The 24,265-nt window shown below is 69.6% G+C and carries 21 protein-coding genes; 5 read left to right on the top strand and 16 right to left on the bottom strand.

The window, feature by feature from the left end; genetic code table 11:
* Window positions 1-32: 32 nt before the first annotated feature.
* Both J8I82_RS14235 and J8I82_RS14230 read right to left on the bottom strand, forming a co-directional pair.
* A complete protein-coding gene (locus J8I82_RS14235) occupies window positions 33-1,211 on the bottom strand; it encodes an FIST signal transduction protein (protein ID WP_209758450.1) in 1,179 nt (392 codons plus the stop codon).
* Between the two features lie 90 nt (window positions 1,212-1,301).
* Entirely contained in the window at window positions 1,302-2,300 is a 999-nt protein-coding gene (locus J8I82_RS14230; protein ID WP_209758448.1) for a tripartite tricarboxylate transporter substrate binding protein, read from the bottom strand.
* Window positions 2,301-2,486: 186 nt separating this feature from the next.
* On the opposite strand from J8I82_RS14230, the gene J8I82_RS14225 reads away from it, so the two are divergent.
* The 3 genes from J8I82_RS14225 (at window position 2,487) to tcuB (ending at window position 6,146) form a co-directional block, all read left to right on the top strand.
* Window positions 2,487-3,413 carry a LysR family transcriptional regulator gene (locus J8I82_RS14225; RefSeq protein ID WP_209758446.1) on the top strand — a complete coding sequence of 309 codons (927 nt, stop codon included), beginning with the start codon at window positions 2,487-2,489 and terminating at the stop codon, window positions 3,411-3,413.
* A 137-nt stretch (window positions 3,414-3,550) separates the two neighbouring features.
* Window positions 3,551-4,960 (top strand): FAD-dependent tricarballylate dehydrogenase TcuA, encoded by a 1,410-nt coding sequence (gene tcuA / locus J8I82_RS14220; RefSeq protein ID WP_209758758.1) that lies wholly within the window; start codon window positions 3,551-3,553, stop codon window positions 4,958-4,960.
* Window positions 4,947-6,146 carry a tricarballylate utilization 4Fe-4S protein TcuB gene (gene tcuB, locus J8I82_RS14215; protein ID WP_209758444.1) on the top strand — a complete coding sequence of 400 codons (1,200 nt, stop codon included), beginning with the start codon at window positions 4,947-4,949 and terminating at the stop codon, window positions 6,144-6,146. The genes tcuA and tcuB overlap by 14 nt, the downstream gene beginning before the upstream one ends.
* 156 nt (window positions 6,147-6,302) lie before the next feature.
* Here the strand turns inward: tcuB and J8I82_RS14210 are convergent, their stop codons facing one another.
* The 5 genes from J8I82_RS14210 to J8I82_RS14190 form a co-directional block, all read right to left on the bottom strand.
* On the bottom strand, window positions 6,303-7,310 hold the full coding sequence (locus tag J8I82_RS14210) for a Bug family tripartite tricarboxylate transporter substrate binding protein (RefSeq protein ID WP_209758442.1): 1,008 nt from the start codon (window positions 7,308-7,310) through the stop codon (window positions 6,303-6,305).
* Window positions 7,311-7,506: 196 nt separating this feature from the next.
* Window positions 7,507-8,238, bottom strand: a complete 732-nt coding sequence (locus J8I82_RS14205) for an SDR family NAD(P)-dependent oxidoreductase (RefSeq protein WP_209758440.1) — start codon at window positions 8,236-8,238, stop codon at window positions 7,507-7,509.
* A 201-nt stretch (window positions 8,239-8,439) separates the two neighbouring features.
* Complete coding sequence (gene pcaF / locus J8I82_RS14200; protein ID WP_209758439.1) at window positions 8,440-9,642, bottom strand: 3-oxoadipyl-CoA thiolase; 1,203 nt, start codon at window positions 9,640-9,642, stop codon at window positions 8,440-8,442.
* A 40-nt stretch (window positions 9,643-9,682) separates the two neighbouring features.
* Window positions 9,683-10,321 carry a 3-oxoacid CoA-transferase subunit B gene (locus tag J8I82_RS14195; protein ID WP_209758437.1) on the bottom strand — a complete coding sequence of 213 codons (639 nt, stop codon included), beginning with the start codon at window positions 10,319-10,321 and terminating at the stop codon, window positions 9,683-9,685.
* A gap of 22 nt (window positions 10,322-10,343) precedes the next feature.
* Entirely contained in the window at window positions 10,344-11,006 is a 663-nt protein-coding gene (locus J8I82_RS14190) for a 3-oxoacid CoA-transferase subunit A (protein WP_209758435.1), read from the bottom strand.
* Window positions 11,007-11,520: 514 nt separating this feature from the next.
* Between J8I82_RS14190 and J8I82_RS14185 the strand changes: the two genes are divergently transcribed.
* Window positions 11,521-11,772: a hypothetical protein gene (locus J8I82_RS14185; RefSeq protein ID WP_209758433.1), complete on the top strand. Its 252-nt coding sequence runs from the start codon at window positions 11,521-11,523 to the stop codon at window positions 11,770-11,772.
* Window positions 11,773-11,807: 35 nt separating this feature from the next.
* Here the strand turns inward: J8I82_RS14185 and J8I82_RS14180 are convergent, their stop codons facing one another.
* Both J8I82_RS14180 and J8I82_RS14175 read right to left on the bottom strand, forming a co-directional pair.
* Window positions 11,808-14,870 carry an AAA family ATPase gene (locus tag J8I82_RS14180; protein WP_209758431.1) on the bottom strand — a complete coding sequence of 1,021 codons (3,063 nt, stop codon included), beginning with the start codon at window positions 14,868-14,870 and terminating at the stop codon, window positions 11,808-11,810.
* Complete coding sequence (locus tag J8I82_RS14175; RefSeq protein WP_209758429.1) at window positions 14,867-16,015, bottom strand: exonuclease SbcCD subunit D; 1,149 nt, start codon at window positions 16,013-16,015, stop codon at window positions 14,867-14,869. Before J8I82_RS14175 ends, J8I82_RS14180 begins: the two co-directional genes overlap by 4 nt.
* 151 nt (window positions 16,016-16,166) lie before the next feature.
* Here J8I82_RS14175 and J8I82_RS14170 point away from each other — a divergent pair, with 151 nt between their 5' ends.
* Complete coding sequence (locus tag J8I82_RS14170; RefSeq protein ID WP_209758427.1) at window positions 16,167-16,529, top strand: YgiW/YdeI family stress tolerance OB fold protein; 363 nt, start codon at window positions 16,167-16,169, stop codon at window positions 16,527-16,529.
* Between the two features lie 21 nt (window positions 16,530-16,550).
* Here J8I82_RS14170 and J8I82_RS14165 read toward each other — a convergent pair whose 3' ends face one another.
* The 7 genes from J8I82_RS14165 to J8I82_RS14135 are packed head-to-tail and all read right to left on the bottom strand — an operon-like array spanning window position 16,551 to window position 24,248.
* Window positions 16,551-17,915: a sigma 54-interacting transcriptional regulator gene (locus J8I82_RS14165; protein ID WP_209758425.1), complete on the bottom strand. Its 1,365-nt coding sequence runs from the start codon at window positions 17,913-17,915 to the stop codon at window positions 16,551-16,553.
* Between the two features lie 41 nt (window positions 17,916-17,956).
* Window positions 17,957-19,660 (bottom strand): TadG family pilus assembly protein, encoded by a 1,704-nt coding sequence (locus tag J8I82_RS14160; RefSeq protein ID WP_245179756.1) that lies wholly within the window; start codon window positions 19,658-19,660, stop codon window positions 17,957-17,959.
* Window positions 19,657-20,034 (bottom strand): DUF3613 domain-containing protein, encoded by a 378-nt coding sequence (locus J8I82_RS14155; protein WP_209758423.1) that lies wholly within the window; start codon window positions 20,032-20,034, stop codon window positions 19,657-19,659. The genes J8I82_RS14160 and J8I82_RS14155 overlap by 4 nt, the downstream gene beginning before the upstream one ends.
* Window positions 20,031-20,927: a tetratricopeptide repeat protein gene (locus J8I82_RS14150; RefSeq protein WP_209758422.1), complete on the bottom strand. Its 897-nt coding sequence runs from the start codon at window positions 20,925-20,927 to the stop codon at window positions 20,031-20,033. Before J8I82_RS14150 ends, J8I82_RS14155 begins: the two co-directional genes overlap by 4 nt.
* Window positions 20,924-21,985: a type II secretion system F family protein gene (locus J8I82_RS14145; RefSeq protein ID WP_209758420.1), complete on the bottom strand. Its 1,062-nt coding sequence runs from the start codon at window positions 21,983-21,985 to the stop codon at window positions 20,924-20,926. Before J8I82_RS14145 ends, J8I82_RS14150 begins: the two co-directional genes overlap by 4 nt.
* Before the next feature lie 27 nt (window positions 21,986-22,012).
* Window positions 22,013-22,939: a type II secretion system F family protein gene (locus J8I82_RS14140; RefSeq protein WP_209758418.1), complete on the bottom strand. Its 927-nt coding sequence runs from the start codon at window positions 22,937-22,939 to the stop codon at window positions 22,013-22,015.
* On the bottom strand, window positions 22,932-24,248 hold the full coding sequence (locus J8I82_RS14135; RefSeq protein ID WP_209758416.1) for a TadA family conjugal transfer-associated ATPase: 1,317 nt from the start codon (window positions 24,246-24,248) through the stop codon (window positions 22,932-22,934). The genes J8I82_RS14140 and J8I82_RS14135 overlap by 8 nt, the downstream gene beginning before the upstream one ends.
* Window positions 24,249-24,265: the final 17 nt, after the last annotated feature.

Raw genomic sequence — 24,265 nt, 5'->3', positions numbered from 1 at the left:
CTGGCCTGTTCCCTGCCCCGGCGCCAGCCCGTTCAATGGCTGGTGAATACCGTCAGCACACCGGTATAGCCATAGAGGTGATCCCGGGCGATCTCGCCGCCTGCAAAGAAGCCTGCCAGCGGAAGGTCACCCAGTGCGCCGCGCACGGTTTGCAACTCCGCATGCGGCGCGCCGAAATGCGGCCCGCCCCGGCCTGAGCAGCTGATGTAGAGCGCGCCTCGCGCGTGGCCGCCGCCTTGCTCGATGTCCGTGCGGATTTCCGTGGCGATGCGTTCCAGGTCCGCGCGAGCCGCGGCGGCGTTGCGCATGCAGAACGCCAGCCGCATGCCCGGCGCGACCTGGTCGGCCAGCGCGAGCACGCGATGCTGCACATCCAGGCCGATCAGGTGGCGCACCAGCGTATCCGAGCCGAACCTGCCCGGCTGCACCGGCGCATCGTCGGTGGCGGCGTTCAATCCCGCAAGCGTTCCCGACAACGCTTCGGCCATCGCTTCCACGGGTGCGTCGCGCTCGACGCCCAGGTCTTGCAGCACGCAATCCAGCGCGGGCTTGCCGTCTAGTGCGAAGAGCAGGTTGTGTTCGCTGCGCGTCACCGCGCGTGCCGGCCCGATCGGCTGGCAGCCCTGCGTGACGCGGGAGACGAGTTCGACTTCCGGACCAAACAGCACGCCGGACAGTCCGCCGGAATACACACCGTCTGCAATATGCAGGGTACGGTTGCGTGCCGAGCTCAGTCCGCCGAACAGGTAGCCGGTGGCGGTGCGCGCGCTCAGTTCGTGCAGCAGCTCCTGCACGTCCGGTGTGCTGCACTCGGCATGCACCAGCGCGGTATGCGGGACGAAGTCCGAAGACGCGGCCGGCAAGGGCTGGCGCCCCGAGAACAGCTGGAAGCTGCCGCGCGGGAACGGCGCCGCCAGCAGCGCCATGGCCGGCTGGTCGAAGTATTCCACGCCGCTCGCCGACACGCCGAGGCCAACCGTGCCGACCCACGACACCCCGGGCCAGTTCTGCTGCAACGCGGCGAGGATCGCCTCCGCGGCCAGCGCGTAGTAATCGCTGAGGTAGCACCAGCCGAGCGTCAGCGGCGGCGCATGGTCCAGCCGCGCCTGGCGCAGCAGGTCCTGCGTGTCCAGTTGGCGCTGGCAGTCGGCCAGCGCAACCTGCCACTCGGTATGCGCGGCGTCAGCGTGAACAAAGGTCAGGTCATGCATGGCTTGCCTCCGGGTCCAGGCTGGCGTCATACCATTGGACTCCCGCAGGCAGCAGGTGTTCAGGGCCCGCGTGATGCGGATGGCGCTCGCTTATTCCGCCTTCGCGCCCGAATCGCGCGCGACCCTGACCCACTTGTCGGTCTCGGCGCGGATAAACGCCGCGAGCTGCGGCGGCGTCATGTCGCCGGCGGTCACGCCCTGCTCTTCGAAGCGCTTCTGCACGTCCGGCGCCCGCAGCAGCTTGCCGAGTTCCGCCGACACACGCTGCCCGATCGCCGCCGGCGTGCCACGCGGCGCCATCAGCGCGAACCACGTGGTGACTTCGTAGCCCTTCACGCCGCTCTCGGCCAGGGTCGGCACGCCCGGATAGGCGCCGGAGCGCTTCGCGGTGGTGACGGCCAGCGCCTTGACCTTGCCGCTGCGCACGTGCTGCGAGGCCGACGGGCTGGTCTCGATCGCCATCTGGATCTGGCCGGCGATCAGGTCGGTCATCATCGGCGCGCCGCCCTTGTACGGCACGTGCGCGATATCGGTCCCGGTGAGCGAGCGGAACAGCTCGCCGGACATGTGCTCGGTGCTGCCGATGCCGGCCGAGCCGTAGTTGACCTTGCCGGGGTGCGCCTTGATATAGGCGATCAGCTCCGGCACCGACCGCGCCGGGATCGCGGGATTGACCACCAGCACATTGGGCGTCAGCGCCACCAGCCCCACGGGATCGAGGTCGCGCGTGAACTCGTACGGCAGGCTCTTGTAGATGGCCGGCGCCATGGTGTGCGCCACGGTGGCGAGCAGGAAGGTATAGCCGTCAGGCTGCGCGCGTGCGACGTTGGCCGCGCCGATGGTGCCGCCGGCGCCCGGACGATTGTCGATCACCACGGGCTGCTGCAGCGCCTCGCCCAGCTTCAGGCCGACGGTGCGCGCGAGGATGTCGGTGGTGCCGCCGCTGGCAAAGGGCACCACCAGCGTGATCGGCTTGGCCGGCCAGCTGTCGGCGGCGAATGTCGTGCTGATGGCGGCGGGATTGGCCAGCACGGCGCCGGCGGCCAGCGCCGCCAGCACGCCGCGGCGGATGCGCGAAACGGAAGGCATGCAGTCTCCTTTGCGGGAAGTCATGTTGTTATGGGACGGCGGGCAGGCGCCCGCTTCGGGTGGGGCGACTCTACGCAGCCGCCGCGGCGCGCGCCATCGGGCGGGCGTTAAGGGGTCTTCAGGATTCGTGAACCGTGGCGGGTTTTCCGTTACCATGCCGCCAATTTGCGGCAGCGGGGACGCGACATGGAACTGAGGCAACTGCGCTATTTCGTCAGCGTGATCGAGCATGGCAGCATGGGCAAGGCGGCGCTGGAGCTGGGCGTGGTCACCTCCGCGCTGAGCCAGCAGATCAGCCGGCTGGAAGGCGAACTGTCGACGCGGCTGCTGCAGCGCACCTCGACCGGCGTGGTCGCCACCGATGCCGGCCTTGCCTTCTGGCGCCAGGCCCAGCTGGCGCTGCGCCACATCGACGACGCCGCGCTCGCGGCGCGCCAGGCGCGATTGTCTGGCCACGTCAGCGTGGGGCTGCCGCCCAGCACCGCAGGCGTGCTGGCGCTGCCATTCATGCAGGCCATGCGCGAGCGCTACCCAGACGTGCGGCTGCGCATGGTGGAGAGCCTGTCCGGCTATCTCGGCGCCATGCTGAGCGCGCGCCAGATCGACCTGGCGGTGCTGTTCAGCGAGGAGCCGGCGCAGCGCTGGAGCGTGCTGCCGCTGCTCGACGAACGCCTGTTCGTGATCGGCGCCGAGGGGCTGGCCGGCATGCCGCGCGGCGAACGCACCTCGGTGGCGGCGCTGGGCAAGCTGCCGCTGATCCTGCCGAGCGGCTCGCACGGATTGCGCGCGCTGGTCGCCGCCTGCTTCCGGCAGGCAAAGCGCGAGCCGCAGGTGGCGGCCGAGATCGACGGCCTGGCGATCCTGATGGATGCCGTGCAGGGTGGCCTGGGCGCCACCATCCAGCCCGGCGCGGCACTGGCGCGCAGCCAGGGCACGCCCTACCGCAGCGTGCTGCTCACCGACGCCGGCGCGACCCGCCCCAACCTGCTGGTGAGCCTGTCCGACGATGAGCTGTCCCCGGCGGGGCTGGCCGCGCGCGTGGTGCTGGCCGACGTGGCCGCCACGCTGGTGCGCGAAGGGCGCTGGCCGGGCGCTACGCTGCGGCCGCGCTGATCGCTTCGACGCCGGGCGAGATCGAGCCGCCAGGGCTTCACGAAAGCTGAAGCCCCCTTGCCGCGTCCCTGCTGGCGGCTTCGCGCCTTGCCGGCCAAGATGGCGCCAGCAAGGAGACAATGCCGATGGTCGACGTATTGGTGGATGTATTGATAATTGGCGGCGGCAACGCGGCCCTGTGCGCGGCGCTGATGGCGCGCGAAGCCGGGGCCTCGGTGCTGATGCTCGAATCTGCGCCGCGCGCCTGGCGTGGCGGCAATTCCCAGCACACCCGCAACCTGCGCTGCATGCACGACGCGCCGCAGGACGTGCTGGTCGACGCCTATCCCGAAGAAGAGTACTGGCAGGACCTGCTCAAGGTCACCGGCGGCATCACCGACGAGCATCTGGCGCGGCTGGTGATCCGCGCCTCGTCCACCTGCCGGCCGTGGATGCGCAAGCATGGCGTGCGCTTCCAGCCGCCGCTGTCGGGCGCGCTGCACGTGGCGCGTACCAACGCCTTCTTCATGGGCGGCGGCAAGGCGCTGGTCAACGCGTATTACCGCAGCGCCGAAGCGATGGGGGTGCAGGTCCGCTATGAAACCCCGGTCGACGCGATCGAGATGGATGGCGACCGCTTCGTCGCCGCGCGCAGCGGCGATCAACGCTTTGCCGCGCGGTCCTGCGTGCTGGCAGCGGGCGGCTTCGAGTCCAACCGCGAATGGCTGCGCGAGGCCTGGGGCCAGAACGAACGCGGCGAATGGCCCGCCGACAACTTCCTGATCCGCGGCACGCGCTTCAACCAGGGCGTGCTGCTGCGGCACATGATCGAATCCGGCGCCGATGCCATCGGCGACCCTTCGCAATCGCACTGCGTCGCCATCGACGCGCGCGCGCCCTTGTATGACGGCGGCATCTGCACGCGCATCGACTGCGTTTCGCTGGGCATCGTCGTCAACCGCGACGCCGGGCGCTTCTATGACGAGGGCGAGGACTTCTGGCCCAAGCGCTATGCAATCTGGGGCCGGCTGGTGGCGCAGCAGCCCGGGCAGATCGGCTATTCGATCATCGACAGCAAGGCCATCGGCCGCTTCATGCCGCCGGTGTTCCCCGGCGAGAAGGCCGGCACGCTGCCCGAACTCGCGTGCAAGCTCGGGCTGCCGGAGGCGCAGTTCGTGCGCACCGTGCAGGACTACAACGCGGCGTGCCGCGTCGGCACGTTCGACCATACCGCGCTGGACGATTGCCATACCGAAGGCCTGGCGCCGGCCAAGACACACTGGGCACGCCCGCTGGACCAGGCGCCGTTCTACGGCTATGCGCTGCGGCCGGGCATCACCTTTACTTACCTGGGGCTCAAGGTCAACGAGCGCGCCCAGGTACATTTCGGCGGCAAGCCGAGCGGGAATCTGTTCGTGGCAGGGGAAATGATGGCGGGCAACGTGCTGGGCAAGGGATATACGGCCGGGGTCGGCATGTCGATCGGCACCGCTTTCGGGCGCATTGCCGGCACGCAAGCCGCGCAGGCGGCTGGCATCAAGTCGGGAGTGATCCATGCAGAAGCTTGAAGCCCTGGCACGCGAGGCCGCGGAACTGGCAGGCAAGGACGCTGTCGCCAGGCACGGCAACGCACGCGTGATTCGCGTGCTGCCACTGACCGACAACGAAGCCGAAGTCGCGCGGCAGATGCAGATCTGCAATGCCTGCCGCTATTGCGAAGGCTTCTGCGCGGTATTCCCGGCGATGACGCGGCGGCTTGAGTTCGGCAAGGCCGATGTCAACTACCTGGCGAACCTGTGCCACAACTGCGGGGCGTGCTACCACGCTTGCCAGTATGCGCCGCCGCATGGCTTCGGCGTCAATGTGCCGCAGGCCATGGCCAAGGTGCGGCTGGAGACGTACAGCGAATACGCGTGGCCCGCGCCGCTGGGCAAGCTGTACCAGCGCAACGGCCTGACGGTGTCGGTCGCGCTGGCGCTCGGGCTGGCGTTGTTCCTGGTGCTGGCGGTGGCGACGGGTGGTGCCCTGTGGCAGCGGCATGCCGGCGGCAACTTCTACGCGGTCTTTCCGCACAACACGCTGGCGGCGATGTTTGGGGCGGTGTTCGGGTTCTCGGTGCTTGCGCTCGGGGTTGGCGTGCGGCGGTTCTGGCGCGATGTCTCGGCCGGTGCGGCGTCAGCGCCTGCGGTGGCCGAGGCGGCGAAGCATGTGCTGGCGCTGACCTACCTGGACGGTGGGCATGGCGATGGCTGCAATGAGGCGAGTGATCGCTTCACGCTGGCACGGCGGCGCTTCCACCATTTCACGTTCTACGGCTTCATGCTGTGCTTTGCCTCGACGGCGGTCGCTACCGGGTATCACTACCTGCTGGGCTGGCACGCGCCATATCCGGTTGCCAGCCTGCCGGTACTGCTGGGCATCGCTGGCGGGCTGGGACTGCTGATCGGGCCGGCTGGCTTGCTGTGGCTGAATCTGCGGCGGCATCCGATGCAGGGCGACAGGCGGCAGCGCCCGATGGATCGGGGATTCATCGCGCTGCTGTTGTTGACCAGTGCCACCGGGCTCGGGTTGCTGGCGTTGCGTGAGACGTTGGCGATGCCGTTGCTGCTGGCGGTGCACCTTGGCGTGGTGATGGCGTTGTTTGCGACGCTGCCTTACGGCAAGTTTGCGCACGGTATCTATCGCAGCGCGGCGCTGCTCAAGTCTGCGATCGAGAAGCGGCAAGGGGGCGGGCCGCAGCTGGGAAGCGACTGAGGCTTGCGAGCGAGCCTGTGCTCCACTACGCATCGGCATGGCAAGCCAGCGCGGCGATGGCCACCAAAAAGCAAAACCCCACATTCCGAAGAATGTGGGTTTTCAGCCAATCGGCCCGACGGGACCGGCGATTTTCAGGCTAGGGCAGCATCGGTCTCAGTCCACCGTAGCGCCCGAGGCCTTCACAACCTTGGCCCACTTGGCGGTTTCCGCCTTCATGAACGCCGCCAGCTGCGCCGGCTTTTCCGGGTTGGGCTCGGCACCCTGATCGGCCATCTGCTTCTTCACTTCCGGCATGGCCAGGATCTTGACCAGTTCCGCGTTCAGGCGATCGACGATGGGTTGCGGCGTGCCGCCCGTCGCGTAGAGCGCGAACCACGAAGTCGCCTCATAGCCCGGCACGCCCGATTCGGCCACGGTCGGCACGTTCGGCAGTGCCGGCGAGCGCTTGGCCGAAGTCACGGCGATCGCGCGCAGCTTGCCCGCCTTCACGTGTGGATACGACGACGGCATGTTGTCGAACATCAGGCCGATCTGGTTGCCCAGCAGGTCGTTCACCGCCGGGGCGCTGCCCTTGTACGGGATGTGCTGGATATGCAGGCCGGTCATCGAGTTGAACAGCTCGCCCGACAGGTGCATCGACGAACCGCTGCCCGACGAGCCGTACGACAGCTTGTCCGGATTGGCCTTGACGTAGGCGATCAGTTCCTTGACGTTGTTGACCGGCACCTTGGGGTTCACCACCACCAGGTTCGGCACCATCGCCACGCGGCTGATCGGCGCGAAATCCTTGACGGGATCATACGGCAGCTTGGAGTACAGCGACTGGTTGATCGCGTGCGTGCCGATGGTGCCCATGAACAGCGTGTAGCCGTCGCCCGGCGCCTTGGCCGCCAGTGAAGCGCCGATGTTGCCGCCCGCGCCCGGACGGTTGTCGATCACCACCGGCTGGCCGAGCGCCTTGCCCAGCTGCAGGCCGACGATGCGGGCCAGGATGTCGGTGGTGCCGCCGGCCGAGAACGGCACGATCAGCGTGATCGGCTTGGTCGGGTAGCCGCCCTGTGCGTGCGCGGCACCGGCGAAGCCGGCAATGGTGGTGGCCAGCGCCACGCCGGCGGCGAGCAGGCGGCGGCGCGTGGTCGAGGTCTGGGAATCATGTCTCATCGGTATTACTCCGGTAAAGCTGTCCCGACGGAGATTGGGGCCCGTGCAGGACGTTGTGCTGAAATGGCGTGATTGCCGTTCCCGAACGGATGCCGCGCAAAGGCAGGCATTCCGGTTGACGGCCTGGCTCTGGGCCGACATGCGTGACGTTTGGTTAACGTCTCTTCTTGTTGAATCCTTGAGTGACGGCGCGCGCTTATACCGGCGCAACCCCCAGCGTAGTGCCGCCGCACACGTACATCACCTGGCCAGTGACAAAGCCGTTGTCAGGCGACAGGAAGAACAGCGCGGCACGCGCGACATCTTCCGGCGTGCCCATGCGCTTGACCGTGATGCTGGCGAGGATGCGCCTGGTCTGCTCCGCGCCTTCCGGATTGCTCTTGCGGAACAGCTCGGTGGCGATCGGGCCCGGGGCCACGGCGTTGACGGTGATGCCGTCGCCGCCCAGTTCCATCGCCAGCGTGCGGGTCATGCCGATCAGGCCGGCCTTGGTGGCCGAGTACACCACGCGCTCGGGCTTGCCCAGCGCGGCGCGCGAGGCCATGTTGACGATGCGGCCGAAGCCTGCGGCGCGCATGGCGGGCAGGCAGGCTTGCAGCAGCAGCAGCGGCGCTTGCAGGTGCAGGCCGGTTACGTAGTCCAGGTCGGCAACGGTGGCGCTGTCGGCGGTGCCGGGGCGGGTGGCGCCGGCATTGTGCACCAGGCGCGTGATGGCAAAGCGCGACGTGACCTGCTCCGCCGCGGCGCGGGTCGCCTCGGCATCGGTCAGGTCGGCCTGGAAGAAGGTCATGTTGGGATGCGACCAGGCCGGCGCGGCGTAGTCGACATTGACCACCTGGGTCACGCCATCGGCCAGCAGCATTTCACAGATGGCGCGGCCGATGCCGGAACTGCCGCCGGTGACGAGGGTGGCTACGGGGAGGGACATCTTTGACTCACTTTCAAAACTACTGCGGTCTTGCGCCCTCTCCCGCTTGCGGGAGAGGGTTGGAGTGAGGGCAGGCGTTTGCAGAAACGACCTGCACGGCAATCCGTGCTGACGTGCGTCGCGATTGCATGCGCCGGCCCTCACCCCCGGCCCCTCTCCCGCAAGCGGGAGAGAGGAGCAAACAAGCGGAAGAGCCTGCGCTTAAACGCGCTCGATCACCATCGCGATACCCTGGCCCACGCCGATGCACATCGTGCACAGCGCGAAGCGGCCGCCGGTGCGGTGCAGCTGGTACATCGCGGTGGTGACCAGGCGGGCGCCGCTCATGCCGAGCGGGTGGCCCAGCGCGATCGCGCCGCCGTTGGGGTTGACGCGCTTGTCGTCGTCGGCCACGCCCAGCTCGCGCAGCACGGCCAGGCCTTGCGCGGCAAACGCTTCGTTCAGCTCGATCACGTCGATCTGGTCCAGCGTCATGCCCAGCTGCTTGAGCAGCTTCTGCGAGGCGGGTGCCGGGCCGATGCCCATCACGCGCGGCGCCACGCCGGCGGTGGCCATGCCGACGATGCGCGCACGCGGGGTCAGGCCGTGTTGCTTGATGCCGGCTTCGCTCGCCAGCAGCAGCGCGCAGGCGCCGTCGTTCACGCCCGAGGCGTTGCCGGCGGTGACGGTGCCGTCAGGACGGACCACGCCGCGCAGCTTGGCCAGCGCTTCCATGCTGGTGGCGCGCGGGTGCTCGTCGCGCTCGACCACGATCGGGTCGCCCTTCTTCTGAGCGATGGTGACCGCGGTGATTTCTTGCGCCAGCGTGCCGTCGGCCTGCGCGCGCGAGGCCTTTTCCTGGCTGCGCAGCGCCATCAGGTCCTGGTCTTCGCGGCTGATCTTGTAGTCGGTGGCGACGTTCTCGGCGGTTTCGGGCATCGAGTCCACGCCGTAGGCCGCGCGCATGGCCGGGTTGATGAAGCGCCAGCCGATGGTAGTGTCGAAGATCTGCGCATCGCGCGAGAAAGCGCTGGTGGCCTTGCCCATCACGAACGGGGCGCGGCTCATGCTTTCCACGCCGCCGGCGATCATCAGTTGCGCTTCGCCCGCCTTGATGGCGCGCGCGGCGGTGCCGGTGGCATCCATGCCGGAGCCGCACAGGCGGTTGATGGTGGCGCCCGGCACGTCTTGCGGCAGGCCCGCGAGCAGCGACGACATGCGCGCCACATTGCGGTTGTCTTCGCCGGCCTGGTTGGCGTTGCCGTAGATCACGTCGTCGATGACCTTCCAGTCAACGTTGGGATTGCGGGCCATCAGCGCCTTCAGCGGCACCGCGCCAAGGTCGTCCGGGCGCACCGCGGACAGGCTGCCGCCGTAGCGGCCGATGGGCGTGCGGATGGCGTCGCAGATAAAGGCTTCGGTCATGGTGTGTCTCTCTCTTTGTGATGGATATCGATGCCGGCGCTCAGGCCTGCTTCAGGGGCACGCCGGTCAGGCGCTGCAGTTCTTCAAAGCTCAGGCCCTCCACCAGGTCGCGCGCGACCAGTCCGTCGGCGGTCACGTCGAGCGTGGCAAGGTCAGTGTAGATGCGCGTCACGCAACCGATGCCGGTCAGCGGATACGTGCACTGCGGCACGATCTTGCTCTCGCCCTGCTTGGTCTGGTGTTCCATCATCACGAACACCTGCTTGGCCCCGATCGCCAGGTCCATCGCACCGCCCACGGCGGGGATGGCGCCGGGAGCGCCGGTGTGCCAGTTGGCCAGGTCGCCCTTTTCCGACACCTGGAACGCGCCCAGCACGCAGAAGTCGAGGTGGCCGCCGCGCATCATGGCGAACGAATCGGCGTGGTGGAAGTAGGAGCCGCCCGGCTTGATCGTCACCGGCTGCTTGCCGGCATTGATCAGGTCGCCGTCTTCCTCACCGGCCGCGGGCGCGGGGCCCATGCCGAGCAGGCCGTTCTCGCTGTGCAGCAGGATTTCCTTGTCTGCGGGCAGGTGGTTGCCGACGAGCGTCGGCAGGCCGATGCCGAGGTTGACCACGGCACCTTCGGGAATGTCTTTGGCCACGCGGGCGGCCATCTGGTCGCGGGTCAGGCGTTGCATGCTGTTTCTCCTGTTGCCGCGCTCAGGCGACCTTGACGACGCGCTTGACGAAGAGGCCCGGCGTCACGATGTGTTCGGGGTTCATCTCGCCCAGCTCCACCACCTTGTTGACCTGCACGATGGCGCACTTGGCGGCCATGGCCATGATCGGCCCGAAATTGCGCGCGGTCTTGCGGTAGGTGAGGTTGCCCCAGCGGTCGGCGGTGTCGGCCTTGATCAGCGCGAAGTCGGCGTGGATCGGCGCTTCGAACACATAGCCCTGGCCATCGATGATGCGGGTTTCCTTGCCCTCGGCCAGCGGCGTGCCGTAGGCGGTGCGGGTGAAGAAGCCGCCGATGCCGGCGCCGGCGGCGCGGATGCGCTCGGCCAGGTTGCCCTGCGGCACCAGTTCGAGCTCGATCTCGCCGGCGTGGTACAGCGAATCGAACACGTACGAATCGGTCTGGCGCGGGAACGAGCAGATGATCTTGCGCACGCGCCTGGCCTTCAGCAGCGCGGCCAGGCCGGTGTCGCCGTTGCCGGCGTTGTTGTTGACGATGGTCAGGTCGCGCGCGCCTTGCTCGATCAGCGCGTCGATCAGTTCCGCGGGCATGCCTGCGAGGCCAAAGCCACCAATGAGGATGGTGGCGCCGTCGTGGATGCCGGCCACCGCCGCTTCCACCGTGTCGTATAGCTTGTTGATCACTTGCGTTCCAGGTCGGAAGATCCGCAGGCTACCGGAGCGGGCCGCAAGGCGCGGCGCATGAAAGACTGTCTCCGATAGTCCTGCCGGAAGGATGTTCGTTCGCGGCCGGCGGCATTGGCGCCGCCGGTACCGCCCGTTGAACGGTCCAGCAGTCTGCGTGGTGTTGTTTGGGGCCGCGCGGTCGGCACAGCCGCGATCCGAAAGCTGCCAGCGGTGACCGGCTATTGTTCGCTGTTCGAACTTGAATTCGCAGAATGAACAGATTACACCTGCGCGCGGGCGACGGTCAACCCGCCGGCCGGCCTGGCGCATATACGTTGGGCGATCACCGCGCGGGGTGACGGCGGCGTCCCGTGTAGGACAGAACCGACAGGGGAATCGGTTCGCTGTCGATGTTGCGCCGGGGCCGCGGCGGCTATTGTGGAATCAGAAGAGGCAGCGCCCCGACAGCATCCCCCGGACCACCCGGCTCAGGCGCGCCGCCCGGCAACAGACAAGAAAGAGGAGTCCGACCATGGGCACCGCCACCGTCCCGAATGCCTCCACACAACATGCCGCAGCCCTTGCGCGCATCCTGCAGGTCACGCAGCGGGCGTGGGGATTGGGCCACGCAAGCGACGAAACCTTCGCGGCCGCGACAGGCCGCGGCGCTTGCGCGCAGCGCGCGCCCAGGCTGTCGCGACGCGCGCGGCTGGCGCAGGCCGCCGCACGCGCGTTCGAGGCGCAGGTCATGGCGATCCGCTGCCGCCAGGTGTTCGTCGGCTGACCGGCATGCCGGCCGGTCCCGGCCGGCAAATACTCTCAGGCCGCGGCCGCCACGCCGCTCAGCGTGGCGCGGCTGCCGCCAACCCCCGGCCGCACTTCCAGCCGCACGTCGATGCGCTCGCGCAGTTCAGCCACGTGCGAGATGATCCCGACCAGCCGACCGGCTTGCTGCAAGTCCAGCAGCGTACGGATGGCAAAATCCAGGCTTTCCGGATCCAGCGTGCCGAACCCTTCGTCGACGAACAGCGTATCGAGCTGGATGCCGCCGGCGCGCGACTGCACCACGTCGGCCAGGCCAAGCGCCAGCGACAGCGACGCCAGGAAGCCTTCGCCGCCTGACAGCGTATTGGCAGGGCGCGGCGCCCCGGTGTCGTGGTCGAACACTTCGATATCCAGCCCGCCGGCACTGCGCTGGTCGGCCTGCTCGCGCACGCGCTGCAGCACATAGCGGCCCCGGCTCATCGCCAGCAGCCGCGCGGAGGCGGCTTCCAGTACCTCGTCGAGCAGCGTTGCCAGCACGAAGCGCTGGAAGGTCATGCGGCGCGGGTTGTTGCCGTTGGCGACCTCGGCGAGCCGGCCCAGCACCGCATAGCGGGCTTCGATATCGCGGCCTTGCGCGTCGAGTTGCTGCAGGCGCAGCTGGCATTGCTGCAGTGTGTCGCGCGCGCGGCCGCGATCCGCCTGTTGCCTGACCAGGGCTTCCACCGCATCGGCGGCGGCCTGCCCGGCGGCGCGCAATCCGTCCAGGTCCGGCACGGCGAGGCCCTGCGCGGCGGCTTCGGCGCGCTCGCGCAGCCGGGCGGCGGAGACCAGTTCCGTATCGAAAACACGCAACAACTGGTCGATACGCGCCATGTCGGCATCGGGCAGGCTGGCCGCGGCGTGCGCCTCTGCATCGGCAAGACCTTCACGCGCCAACGCTTGCGCCAGCGCGTCTTCGGACTCGGCGAGGCGTGCGGCGGCTTGCACCTGGGCCTGCCGGGCCGAGCCGAGCGCGGCATGCGCGGCGGCGGCGTCCGTGGCGGCCTGCCGTTCCGCCGCCTGCGCGGAGGCGAACGCGTGCTCCAGCGCGGCGGCATCGGCCTGCGCCTGGCGCAGGGCTTCGGCCAGCACCACCGGGTCGCGCGAGTCGTCCGGGACTTGCGCGCAGGCAACCTGCCATTCAACCTGGCACTGCGCCAGCGCCTGCGAAGCGGTTTCCGCAGCGGCGGCGGCTTCGCGGCCGGCGAGTTCCGCCGCCGCGCGCGCGCCACGGCTGGCGGCGATGGCGGCCTCGCACTGGCCGACGCCGGCCGCTGCCTGCTGCCCTGACGCCAGCGCGGCTTCCAGCGTTGCAATCTCTGTCTTCAGCTGGCGTGCGGCCTCGTTCGAGGCGTCGCCCAGCGCCTGCGCGAGTTCGTCGGCACGCTCGCGCGCCTGCGTGGCCGCGGCCTGCGCGGCCTGTACGTGGGCGGCGCAACGCACTGCCTGCGACTCGGCCTCGAGCATGGCGCCGCGCGCCTGCTCCAGCGCCTCGTCGGACAGCGGCGTGTCGACATGCTGCGCCGGAAGGGGATGCGAACTGCTGCCGCATACCGGACACGCCTCGCCGGTGGCAAGCGACGCCGCCAGCCGCGCCGCCTGGCCGGCGCGCCACGCGGCTTCGGCTTCGGCCAGCGCGGCACGGCGGCGTTCGCGCAGGCGCTCGGCCAGTTGCAGCGCCGCCTCCACGTCCGCCGCCTGCGCGACGGCGCTGGCATGCGCCTGCACCGCCTGCGCATGGCGGCTGAATTGCCGCGACTTCTCCTGCAGCGCGGCGAGCTGCAGCTGCGTACCTTGCAACTGCGCGGCAGCAAGCTGCGCCTGCGCGAGCGCGGCTTCCGCCGCGACGGCATCGGCCTGGCTCGTTGCCAGCCTGGCATTGGCACGCTCGCGCGCCGCGACGGCGGCGGCTTGCTTGCGCTGTGCCGCGTCCAGGGCCTCGCGCAGCGTGCCGAGCTGGCGCGCCCGCGGCAGCATGGCGTCCAGTTCCGTGCAGCGCCGCTGTGCGGCCGAGCGCAAACCGGCACGGCCGGTCTCGGCCTGCAATGCGGCGGCGGCCTGCGCGGCTTGCTGCGCGGCACGCGCAGCGCCCGCATCGGCCCGGTCCAGCGCGGTCCCGGCCGCCGCATGGTCGCGCTGCGCGAGCTGCCACCGCTGCAACGCCGGGTTGACGCGCGCCGCCCGCTGCGCCGCCTGCAGCCGCACACGTTCCGCCTCCATCGCGGGTTGCCGTGCCAGCAACGCAGCGTGCGCGGCTTCGGCCTGCTGGCGCTCCTGAAGCCGCGCCGCCACCTGTTCGCCCGCGCCCAGCGCCGCCTGTGCCGTGGCCAGCGCCTGGCGTGCGCCCTGCTCCTGCCCCTGCAGCGCATGCATTTCCGCCTGCAGCGCGGCGATGCCGTCGGCGAGCGCCTGCACGCTCTCCATGCCGGCCTGCCGCAGCGCTTCGTCGCGCTGGATGCCGATGCGCTCGGCATCGCGGCGGATGCCGGCTGCGTGGGTCTTCAGCAGTTCTTCCACGCGGCGATAGAGTTCGGTGTGGAACAGCCGCTCCAGGATCGCCTGCCGCGCCTGCGAACTGGCGGTCAGCAGTTCACGGAAGCGCCCTTGCGGCAGCACGATGACCTGCCGGAACTGCGCGCTGTCGAAGCCGAGCAGCTCGCGGATGGCATCGCTGACCTTGCCTGGCTGGCCAGCCTTGCTGACCCAGCCGTTGCCGTCGTGCTGGTCGAGTTGCGCCTTGGCGGGTTCCGTCAGCCAGCCCTCGCCGCGTTGCTTCGGCCGCTCCTGCGCGGGCGAGCGCACCACGCGCCAGCGCTGCGCGCCCAGGCTGAATTCCAGCGTGACTTCGGTGCGCAGCCCCGGCGCGGCATTGGCGCTGCGCATGGCCTGCGCGCTGCGCTCGCCGCCGGAGGTATCGCCATACAGGGCAAAGCAGATCGCGTCGAGCAGCGTGGTCTTGCCGGCGCCGGTGGGGCCGTGGATCAGGAAGAAGGCCTGGTCGCCAAGCCGCGTGAAATCGACCAGCTCGGTCGCGGCAAACGGCCCGAAGGCCTGCAGGGTCAAATGCAGCGGTCTCATGCCGACTCCCGCTCCGCCGCCGCCATGCCGGCCAGCAGCTGGTCCAGCACTTCGCGGTGGCCCGGCTCCAGCTCGGCATCGGCCACCTCGCGGAAAAAGCTGGCAAACAGCTCGCCGGTGCCAAGCTGGCGCAGCTGGCGGCCCGCTTCCGAGGCCGTGCCGCTGCGCGCCAGCACCGCGCGCTCGATCGCCAGCGCATTAGGGTAGACCTGGCGCAGCTTGGCCATGGGGTCGAGCAGCGCGCCGGCATCGGTCAGGCGGGCGTGGATATAGTCGTCGCGCTGCGGATCATCGGCGCCGGCGGCAAGCAGCGCGGCCAGTTCGCCTTCGACCACGCGCACGTCGCGCAGCGGCTGCAGCGGCACCGGCGTGATCGACACGGTGCCGTCGGCATCCAGCTCGATGCGCGACACCGACTTGTGGTGCGCACACTCGGACAGCGAGTACTTGAGCAGCGAGCCGGCGTAATGGATGCGCCCGCCGCCCAGCGTCTGCGGCCGGTGCAGGTGGCCCAGCGCCACCAGGTCGAACCCGGCGAACAGGTCGGCCGCCACGGCGCCGCTGCCGCCGACCGACAGCGGCCGCTCCGATTCGCTGGCCGCGCCGCCGACCACGAAGGCATGGCCCACCACCACCGCGCGCACGCCCGGCGGATGGACCGCGCGGATCGCATCGAGCTGCGCGCGCAGCGCGGCTTCGTGCGAGGGCAGCTCGGCGCCCATGGCGTCGCGCACCACCGCGGGCTCGGCATAGGGCAGCGCGTAGAGGCGCACTTCGCCGTGCGCGTCGTGCAGCGTCACGCTGGCGGCCTCGGCCAGCGTGCGGCCGGCCACGTGCAGGCCCTGCGCGCGCATCAGGCGCGCGCCGAATTCCAGCCGCTGCGCGCTGTCGTGGTTGCCGGCGATCATCACCACCGGCACGCCGGCATCGACGACGATGCGGCCCAGCACGTCGTCGAGCAGCGCCACGGCCTCGGGCGGCGGCACGGCACGGTCATAGACGTCGCCGGCGATCAGCACGGCGTCGGGTCGTTCGGCTTTGACCAGTTCAACGAACTGGCCAAGGATATGGGCCTGGTCTTCCAGCAGGCTGCGGGCATGGAAGAGCCGGCCGAGATGCCAGTCGGCGGTGTGCAGGAAACGCAATCTGGGATCCGGTGGAAAGGTGGATGCGGCGCGCGCAGCCCGCAATGATAAATCGTTGCGGGGGCTGCGCGGCCATTCAGCGACGGTTCAGCCGTGCCGGCGCATCATCCATGCCATCGCCCCCGGGTTCCAATCTTGATGGAGAACGCACATGAAACACATCCTGACCGCCACCGCTGTAGTCTTCGCCCTTGGCCTTGCCGCCGCCGGCGCCAGCGCCAGCGCGCAGTACACCGGCCCTTCCTCGATCCCGGCCATGACCGTGAAAGCATTGCAGGCCGATGGCAAGGACGACCAGCACGCGGTGCTGCGCGGCAAGATCGTCAGCAGCGTCGGCGACGAGCGCTACCTGTTCGCGGACGGCACCGGCCAGATGAAGGTGAAGATCAAGCAGAAGGTGTGGCCGGCACAGAAGCCCGTCGACGCCAGCACGACGGTGGAGCTGGTCGGCGAGTACGACAAGGAGCTGATCGGCGAATCGCACTTCGACGTGAAGGAGATCCGCCTGCCCTGAGCCGGCGGCGATGCGCCAGCATCAGACCGGCTCGGCCTCGCTGTCGGCGATCTGGAACTTGCGCATCTTTTCCCACAGCACCTTGCGGCTGATGCCCAGGCTCGCCGCCGTATCCTGCCGCCGCCAGCCATTGGCATCGAGGGCGGCCAGGATGCGGCGGCGTTCTTCCGTATCGGCGCGCAGGTCGTTGCGCTCGCCAGCGTCGAATGCGCCCGGATGCAGCGCGCGGAACAGCGGCCGGATACGTTCCTCGTCCCAGCTTCCGGTCTGCCGCACGGTGATGCCCACGCGCTCGGCCAGGTTGCGCAGTTCGCGCACATTGCCGGTGAAGTAGGCGGTGCCGACCGCGCCCCGGAGCCAGTCGGGCATCGGCGGCAGGTCGTCGAAGCCGGACGGCCCCAGCATATGGCGCAGGAACGATTGCAGCAGCGCGATCTTGTCGGCCGGCCCGCGCTCTTCCAGGCTGGGGATGCGCATCTCGATCACGGCCAGCCGGAAGTACAGGTCGGCGCGGAAGCGCCCTTGCCGCACCGCGTCGCGCAGGTCCTTGTTGGTGGCGGCGACCAGGCGGAAGTCGAGCTTGACCGAGAGCGTCGAGCCCAGCCGCGTGATGGCGTTCTCTTCCAGCACGCGCAACAGCTTGACCTGCTGGAACAGCGGCAGGTCGCCAATTTCATCGAGGAACAGCGTGCCGCCGTTGGCCTGTTCGAAAAAGCCCCGATGCGCGAAGGCAGCGCCGGTGAAGGCGCCCTTGGCGTGCCCGAAGAACTGCGATTCGAACAGCCCATCTGGGATCGCGCCGCAGTTGACCGCGACAAACGGGCCCTTGCCGTAGCTGCGGTTGCGTTCATGGAACAGGCGCGCGATGCGCTCCTTGCCGGCGCCGGTCTCGCCGTACAGCATCACGTTGCTGCCGAAGTCGGCAAAGGTCTCGACATGCTGCAGCAGCTGCCGCATCGCTGTGGAACCGGCCACCAGCTCGGCCTCGCGCGCGCCGCCGGCGTCGGCGGCCAGCAGTTGCGGCAGCAGCTTGCCGATCTGGTTGCGCAGGTCCGCGCCGGTGAAGTCGTCGGTGAGGATATGCGCGTATTCGGGCGGGAAGCGGCCGGGATCGGTCTCGCGGCCCGGTGCCGCGACCCAGATCACCGGCATGCCGTGCGCCGCCTCCCAGTCGAGCGTGAAGCGCGCCGCGCCGATCACCGAGACGCTGATCACGGCGATGCAGGGCTTGGTGCGCGGCTCGGTGGGCAGCGCCTCGAGCGCGCCGGGGCGGATCACGTCGACGCCCAGCGGCGACAGGAAGCGGGTCACGCGGTCGGCAATCTCGTACTTGCCTTCCCACACGTAGACTTCGAGGTTTTCGTAGGCCCAGCGGTCGGTCTTCATTGCATCTCTGCCATCAGGCGGTTGTGGGGCACGGCCATGGCTCAGTACACCAGTTCGGAGTTGTTGCAGTCGATGCTGTGCAGCCAGAGGTCGGCGGTGCCGAGCTGGATGCCGAGGCTGGCGAGCAGCGGCGGGACCAGGGCATCGAGCGCCGCGCCCAGGGGGGCCAGCAAGGGTCCGATGTCGAGAGGCACGCTGAGCAGGCCCAGTACCTCCGTGCGCACCTTCAACGACAAGACTTGCGAGAACAGGCCACCGAAGGGGTCGGCCGTGCCGATCTTTGCTTGCCCGCCCGGCGCAAGGGTAACGTCCTGTCCGACCGTGTTGCCGTAGCGCTGGCTGTCGGTGGTGGTGACCTTGACGACATTGAGCCCGCCGAGCGCCTTGGTGTTGGCGAGCATCACGGTGCCACTGCAGGCGTCGGTCAGGCACGCGGTGACCAGGGCGCTCTTGACATGCAGGGTGGCGCGCCGGTCGGCGGGATTGGCGGCGCACTGCAGCCGGGTCAGGTCGGCGGCGGCATCGGCGACTTCAAGATGCACCGGGACATTGATGCCGACATCCACCACCGGCGCAAGCACGTTGGCATTAACCTGCAGCAGCAGGTCGAGCTTGACCTGCGACGTCCTTGCCGTCGTCTGCCAGGTCTCCGGGCTGGCGGAGAGCTTGCGGGCCGGTCCCACGGCCATCACCGGCGGCTGGATCACGCGCAGGCTGGCGCTCATGCCGCCCAGCCCCGCCGGCAACGGCACGTTGAGCGGCACTGTCGCCGCCGCATCGCCCCGCGCCACTTGCGCCCCCAGCATCAGCAGTTGCGCCACGTTCAGGCCCACCTCGGCCGCCGACGAGGCGGCGGGCGCCAACACGCCCAACTGCAGCAGCTTGTCCAGCGACACCGCCACGCCCGCGCCCGCCGCGCCCAGCGTTGTCGGCGGGCTGCCCAGCATGGTCGTCAGCAGCACGTCCCGATTCGCCGCACCGAGCACCAGCGCGTAGTAGTCGCGCAGGCTCAGCGACGTCTTCAGCAGCTCGTCGACGGTGCCGGCCTCAGCCTGAAGACGCAGCTGGTCCAGCGTCACCGTGGTATTGGCGAGCCCCTGCCAGTCCACGGCGGACAGCTGCACGGCGTTGCCCAGCAGCCAGCTCAGCATGCTGTTGGCCGTGCTGACGTCGAGCAGCCCGGTTCCCAGCGAAAACGCCGCCACCGGCGGGCTGCCGCTGGCGATCGCTTCGGCGCGCAGCTGGCGGCCGCCGCCGCCGCTGATGACGAACAGGATTGGCACCGTCTGCGTGGCCTGCACGCGCACGGCGTTGGGCGACACCTTGGTGGCATCGTACGCAGCGCTGAAATGCCGCTGTCCGCCGCTGGCCGGGTCCCACACGCCCACGCACGCCGTCATGCCGTCGGCATTGCCCGCGGCGGCGTCCGCGCAGCCCAGGGCGATGCCGGACGGATAGCCATTCTGCGCGCCGATATTGCTGACGGTGGCGCGCACCGCCGTGTTGAGCTGGTCGGCGCTGGCCGCCTGCTTGAGCTGCTGCGCGGCCGACATCGCCGCCAGGTCCACCATGTTCTGCAACTGGCGCTGGCGCATGAACACATGGCCGACGTCGATCGACACCAGCGCGGCGATCGCCACGGTGGCAATCAGCAGCGCCGCCATCACACTGATGGCGCCGCGGGCGGCAGGCCGCGCGAGCCGCGTCCGGTGCCTGCACTGCATTGTCGGCGCGCGCCAGCTCATTTGCCGTTCAGCATCTGTCCGGCCGATCCGGCGCGCGCGGTGCTGGCGTTGGCCTGCCCGGTGTAGAACTCCGGCAGCGCGAAGCGGAAGCTGTTCATGTAGCGCTCGTAGCCCAGCGCGGCCTGCTCGCCGTGCATCGGCAGCAGCGGGCCGGCCTGCGTGCCTTCGCGCTGCACGGCCAGGATGGCGCGCGTATCGGCGCCGATCTCGCGCGCGGCGGGCCGCTCCGCCGGCATGCCGATGGCGTCGGCAGGAGCTTCGGCCGACGGCGTGGCGGGCTGTGCCTGCGCGGCCGGCGCCAGCAGCAGGCATAGCGCCACGCACAGTGCCGGCACTGCCGGCGTGGGGAAGGCAAGGCGGATCATGTCGGTCATGGGCTGGCGCTCTCGGGGGCGGCCACGGCCGGCGACCGTGCCGCGACGGCCACGGTGGCGGGAGTGCCGGAGGTTGAAGGTTTGGGTACGGCGCGCACGGCCGGCGCGGACCGCACCGCCGCGCGTTCGCGTGCGGCCGCGGCACGGGCCACGCGGTCGGCTTCCTTGCGCACAGCACTGCGGGTCGCTTCGGGCATGGCGGCCTTCTGCATCATCGCGTTGGCCTGCACGCGCTTGCCGTCGGCCATCAGCCATACCGCGGCATTGCTGATCACGCGCGGGTTGCGTGCATCCAGCTCCAGCGCCTGCATCACCGGCACGCGCGCGTCCTGCAACGCGCCGCTGCGCATCAGGGCATAGCCCAGGTCGCTGGCGATGCGTGCGTTCACCGGGTCGAGCGCGGCCGCCGCGCGCAGCTCGGTCACCGCCTGCGCAAAATCTTCCTGGCGCCCGGCCAGCAGCCCCAGCCCGTGGTGGGCATGCGCCGCCTGCACGCCCTGCGAGCTGGCGGCCAGCTGCTGGTAGGCCTCGGTGGCGGCCTTGTCCTGCTCGGTCTCGCGCAATGCATCGGCGCGCATCACACGGATCTCGTTGTCGTTGCCGAAGCGCTGCACGTAGACGTCGATATGCGCCAGCGAGGCAAAGTACAACCCGTCCTGCTGCATCTTGCGGATCAGTCCCAGGTAGACCGCCTGTTCGTTGTACTCGGCACGGGCAGTCTTGTCGCGCATCCTGGCCAGTTCCACCTGCGCCTCGGCCTGCTGCTGGATCATGGCGGCGCCGATGTCGCGCGTGGCGCAGCCCGCCAGCGCCGCCGCTGCCGCTGCCGCTGCCGCGGCCGCGGCCATGAATCTGGAAATGCGGCCGAACGACGGGCCGGCTGTGCGCATCATTGCATCGCTCCCATATTTTTGATCATGCGGATCACCCCAAGGAAGCCGGGGCCCGCGGTAATGATCAGCAGCACCGGCAGCAGGCTCACCACCATCACCGCTGTCATCTTGACCGTGAGCCGGCCGATCTGGTCCTTCAGGCGTGCCTTGCGCGCCTCCTGCAGGCGCAGGCCGAACTGGCGCAGCGGCTCCTGCACCGCGCCGCCGTGGCGGTCGACCTGGGTCAGCAGCATGATCAGGCCCTTCAGGTCTTCGTTGTCGAACAGCCGGCCGATGCGCAGCAGCGTCTGCTCGCGCGAACGGCCCGAGGCAAACTGCTGGTTGGCGCGCGCCAGTTCCGGGCCCAGCACGCGCAGCATGCTGCCGAACTCGGCCACGATCACCTGCAGGCTCTGGTCGATCGACAGGCCCACACCCTGCAGCAGCCGCAGCATGTCGATCAGCACCGGCAGTTCGTCGTCGACCAGGCGCAGCCGGGACGTGGCATGCCGGCGCAGCAGGGTCTTGGGCGCGAGGTAGCCCACCGCGAACACACCGAAGCCCCACGCCAGCATGACGGCGGCACCCGCACCGACGTGCCACAGCATCGCGGCCAGCGACAGCGCCAGCGGCAGCGCCAGGCGCAGCACGCCGAACAGCATGCGCGCGTTCAGCCCGTACCAGCCGCATTGCTCCAGCAGTTGCTGGTCTTCGGGCGTCACCACCGCGCGGCCCAGGCGCGATTCCAGCCAGTGCGCATCGATGCGTTCGCCCACGTGAGCGCCAAGTTGCGCGCCCAGCTGTACGCCGATGGCCGCCGCACCCGGCCGGCCCGGCTGAACCGGAAGCGCCGCGCCACGTGCGCCAGGTTGGGCGGCGGCAGCGCCCGCATTCGGCTGCGCTGCGTTTGCCGGCGCGCCCTGCGCCGCATCGGCAGCGCGCTGCCGCGCCAGCGCGGCGTCGATGGTGCGCGCCGCCAGGCGCCGCTGGCGCCAGTCGCGCAACAGCGGCAGCGTCAGCAAGGCCACGCCGCATGCGGCGGCGAACAGGCTCAGCGAGATCAGTGTCAGGCGGTCCATGTGTGCGTGGTTCCGTGCATGTGCCGCTCAGATCGACTTGGCCAGCCGGTACAGCATCAGCACGCCCGCGGCTTCCAGGCCGAGCGCGCTCAGCAGCATGGTCTTGCCGGCCGGGTCCTTCCACATCAGCATGATGTAGCCGGCATTGAGCATGAACAGGCCACCGGCGACCACCAGCGGCAGCAGCCCCAGGATCCATGCCGACAGCCGCGTCTCCGCCGACAGCGCCAGCAGCTCGCGCTGGGCCGCCTCGCGGTCGCGCATGAAGGCCGCGGTACGCTCCATCACCATGTCGGCGCGGCCACCGTAGCGCACCGACAGGCGCAGCACGGAGGCCACCAGCACCAGTTCGTCGACCTTGTACGCGCGCCCCACCTGCAGCACCGCCTGGTCCAGCTCCTTGCCGGCGCGCTGCAAGTGCACCGCCTGCACCAGGCATTGCCGCAGCGGTGCCTCGGTATTGGCAATGGAGTTCTGGAACGCCGCCGGCACGCTGCTGCCGATGGTCATCAGCCGCACCACGCCATCGAGAAAGCCGGGCAGATGCGACAGCAGCTTCTTGTGCAGCCGGCGCACGCGGTTCCACAGCAGGCAGGCTGCGATTGCCAGCGCGACGATGCACGCCGCCGCTGCGCCCAGCCACTGCCCCGCGAGCGCGCCGATGGCGGTGAACAGCGCCACCGGCGCGCCCCACAGCATGGCGGTGCGGCGCGTCGGCGCGAGGTCGGCGCGGCGCAGGAAATCCTCCCAGTGGCGGCGCAGGTCGCGCGCGGGCAGCTGCGGTGCCGGGTCCGGCGCCTTGGCGTAGCGCAGCCGCACCTGCTCGGTCTGCGCGCGCAGGAACGCCTGCGACTGCTCGCGGCGCGCGCGCGCCTGCGCGCTGGCCAGCAGCAGCAGCCCCAGGCCGGTGACGACCAGCGCCACCGCGGCGAGCATCAGCGTGGCGCTAGACATCGAAGCGGTCGTCCAGCATGAAGCCCGGCCCGCGCATGCGCGCCAGCTTGGGCGAGTGCGGCAGGATGCCGAGCGAGAGCCAGCGGTCGGTCTCGGTGCCGTCCGCGTTGATGGCCGGCTCGTGCCGGTACAGCTCCTGCGTCGAGACGATGTTGTCGCCCAGGCCGGTGACCTCGGTGATCGAGACGATGCGGCGCTTGCCGTTGGAGAGCCGCGCGATCTGCACGATAAAGTCGATGGCATTGGCGATCTGCCGGCGCAGGCTCGCCTCGCTGCCCTGGAAGCCGGCAAACCCGGCCAGCATCTCCAGCCGGTACAGGCATTCGCGCGGGCTGCTGGCGTGGATGGTGCCCATCGAGCCGTCGTGGCCGGTGCTCATCGCCTGCAGCATTTCGAGCACCTCGCCGCCGCGCACTTCGCCGACGATGATGCGGTCGGGGCGCATGCGCAGGCTGTTGCGCAGCAGGTCGCGGATCGACACCACGCCGGTGCCCTCGAAGCCGCCGGGCCGGCTTTCCAGCCGCACCACGTGCGGGTGGTTCAGCGCCAGCTCGGCGGTGTCCTCGATGGTGATGACGCGCTCGCTGGCCGGCACGAAGGTCGCCAGCGCATTGAGCAGCGAGGTCTTGCCCGAGCTGGTGCCGCCGCTCACCAGGATATTGCAGCGGGCCTGCACCGCGGCCTGCAGCAGGTTGGCGATCTCGGGGCTCATGGTGCCCAGCGCCTCCAGGTCGGCCGGCGTCATCGGGTCCTTGCGGAACTTGCGGATCGACACCACCGGGCCTTCCAGCGCCAGCGGCGGGATCACCACGTTGATGCGGCCGCCGTCGGGCAGGCGCGCGTCGACCATCGGGTTGGATTCATCCAGGCGCCGGCCGATCGGCGCCAGGATGCGGCGCACGATGCGCAGCAGGTGGCCGCCGTCGGCAAAGCGCACCGGGATGCGCTCGAGCACGCCGTGGCGCGACACGTAGACGTCGAGATGCCCGTTGACGAGGATGTCCTCGACCGCAGGATCGCTGAGCAGGTCTTCGATCGGGCCGAAGCCGGCCAGCTCCTTGGTCAGCGCCTCGGCGATCTGGCGCAGCTCGGCTTCGTTGATGGGGATGCGGCGCAACCGGGTAAAGCTCTCGAGTTCCAGGTCGACGAAGCGCTGGATCGCGGTGCGCGACCAGCGGCCGAACTCGGCGCCCAGCTCTTCGATGCGGGTCAGCAGGTGCTCGTGCGCGGCTTCCTTGATGTTGTGGAATTCCTGCGAGACCGGAAACGGTGCGGGGGCGTGGTCGGAGAATTCGATCGCTTGCGTCATGTCGGCTTCCTGGGCTT

The organism is Cupriavidus consociatus (assembly GCF_017814975.1).
GTDB classification, from domain to species: Bacteria; Pseudomonadota; Gammaproteobacteria; order Burkholderiales; family Burkholderiaceae; genus Cupriavidus; species Cupriavidus consociatus.
This window is presented reverse-complemented; position numbering and strand designations above follow the sequence as displayed.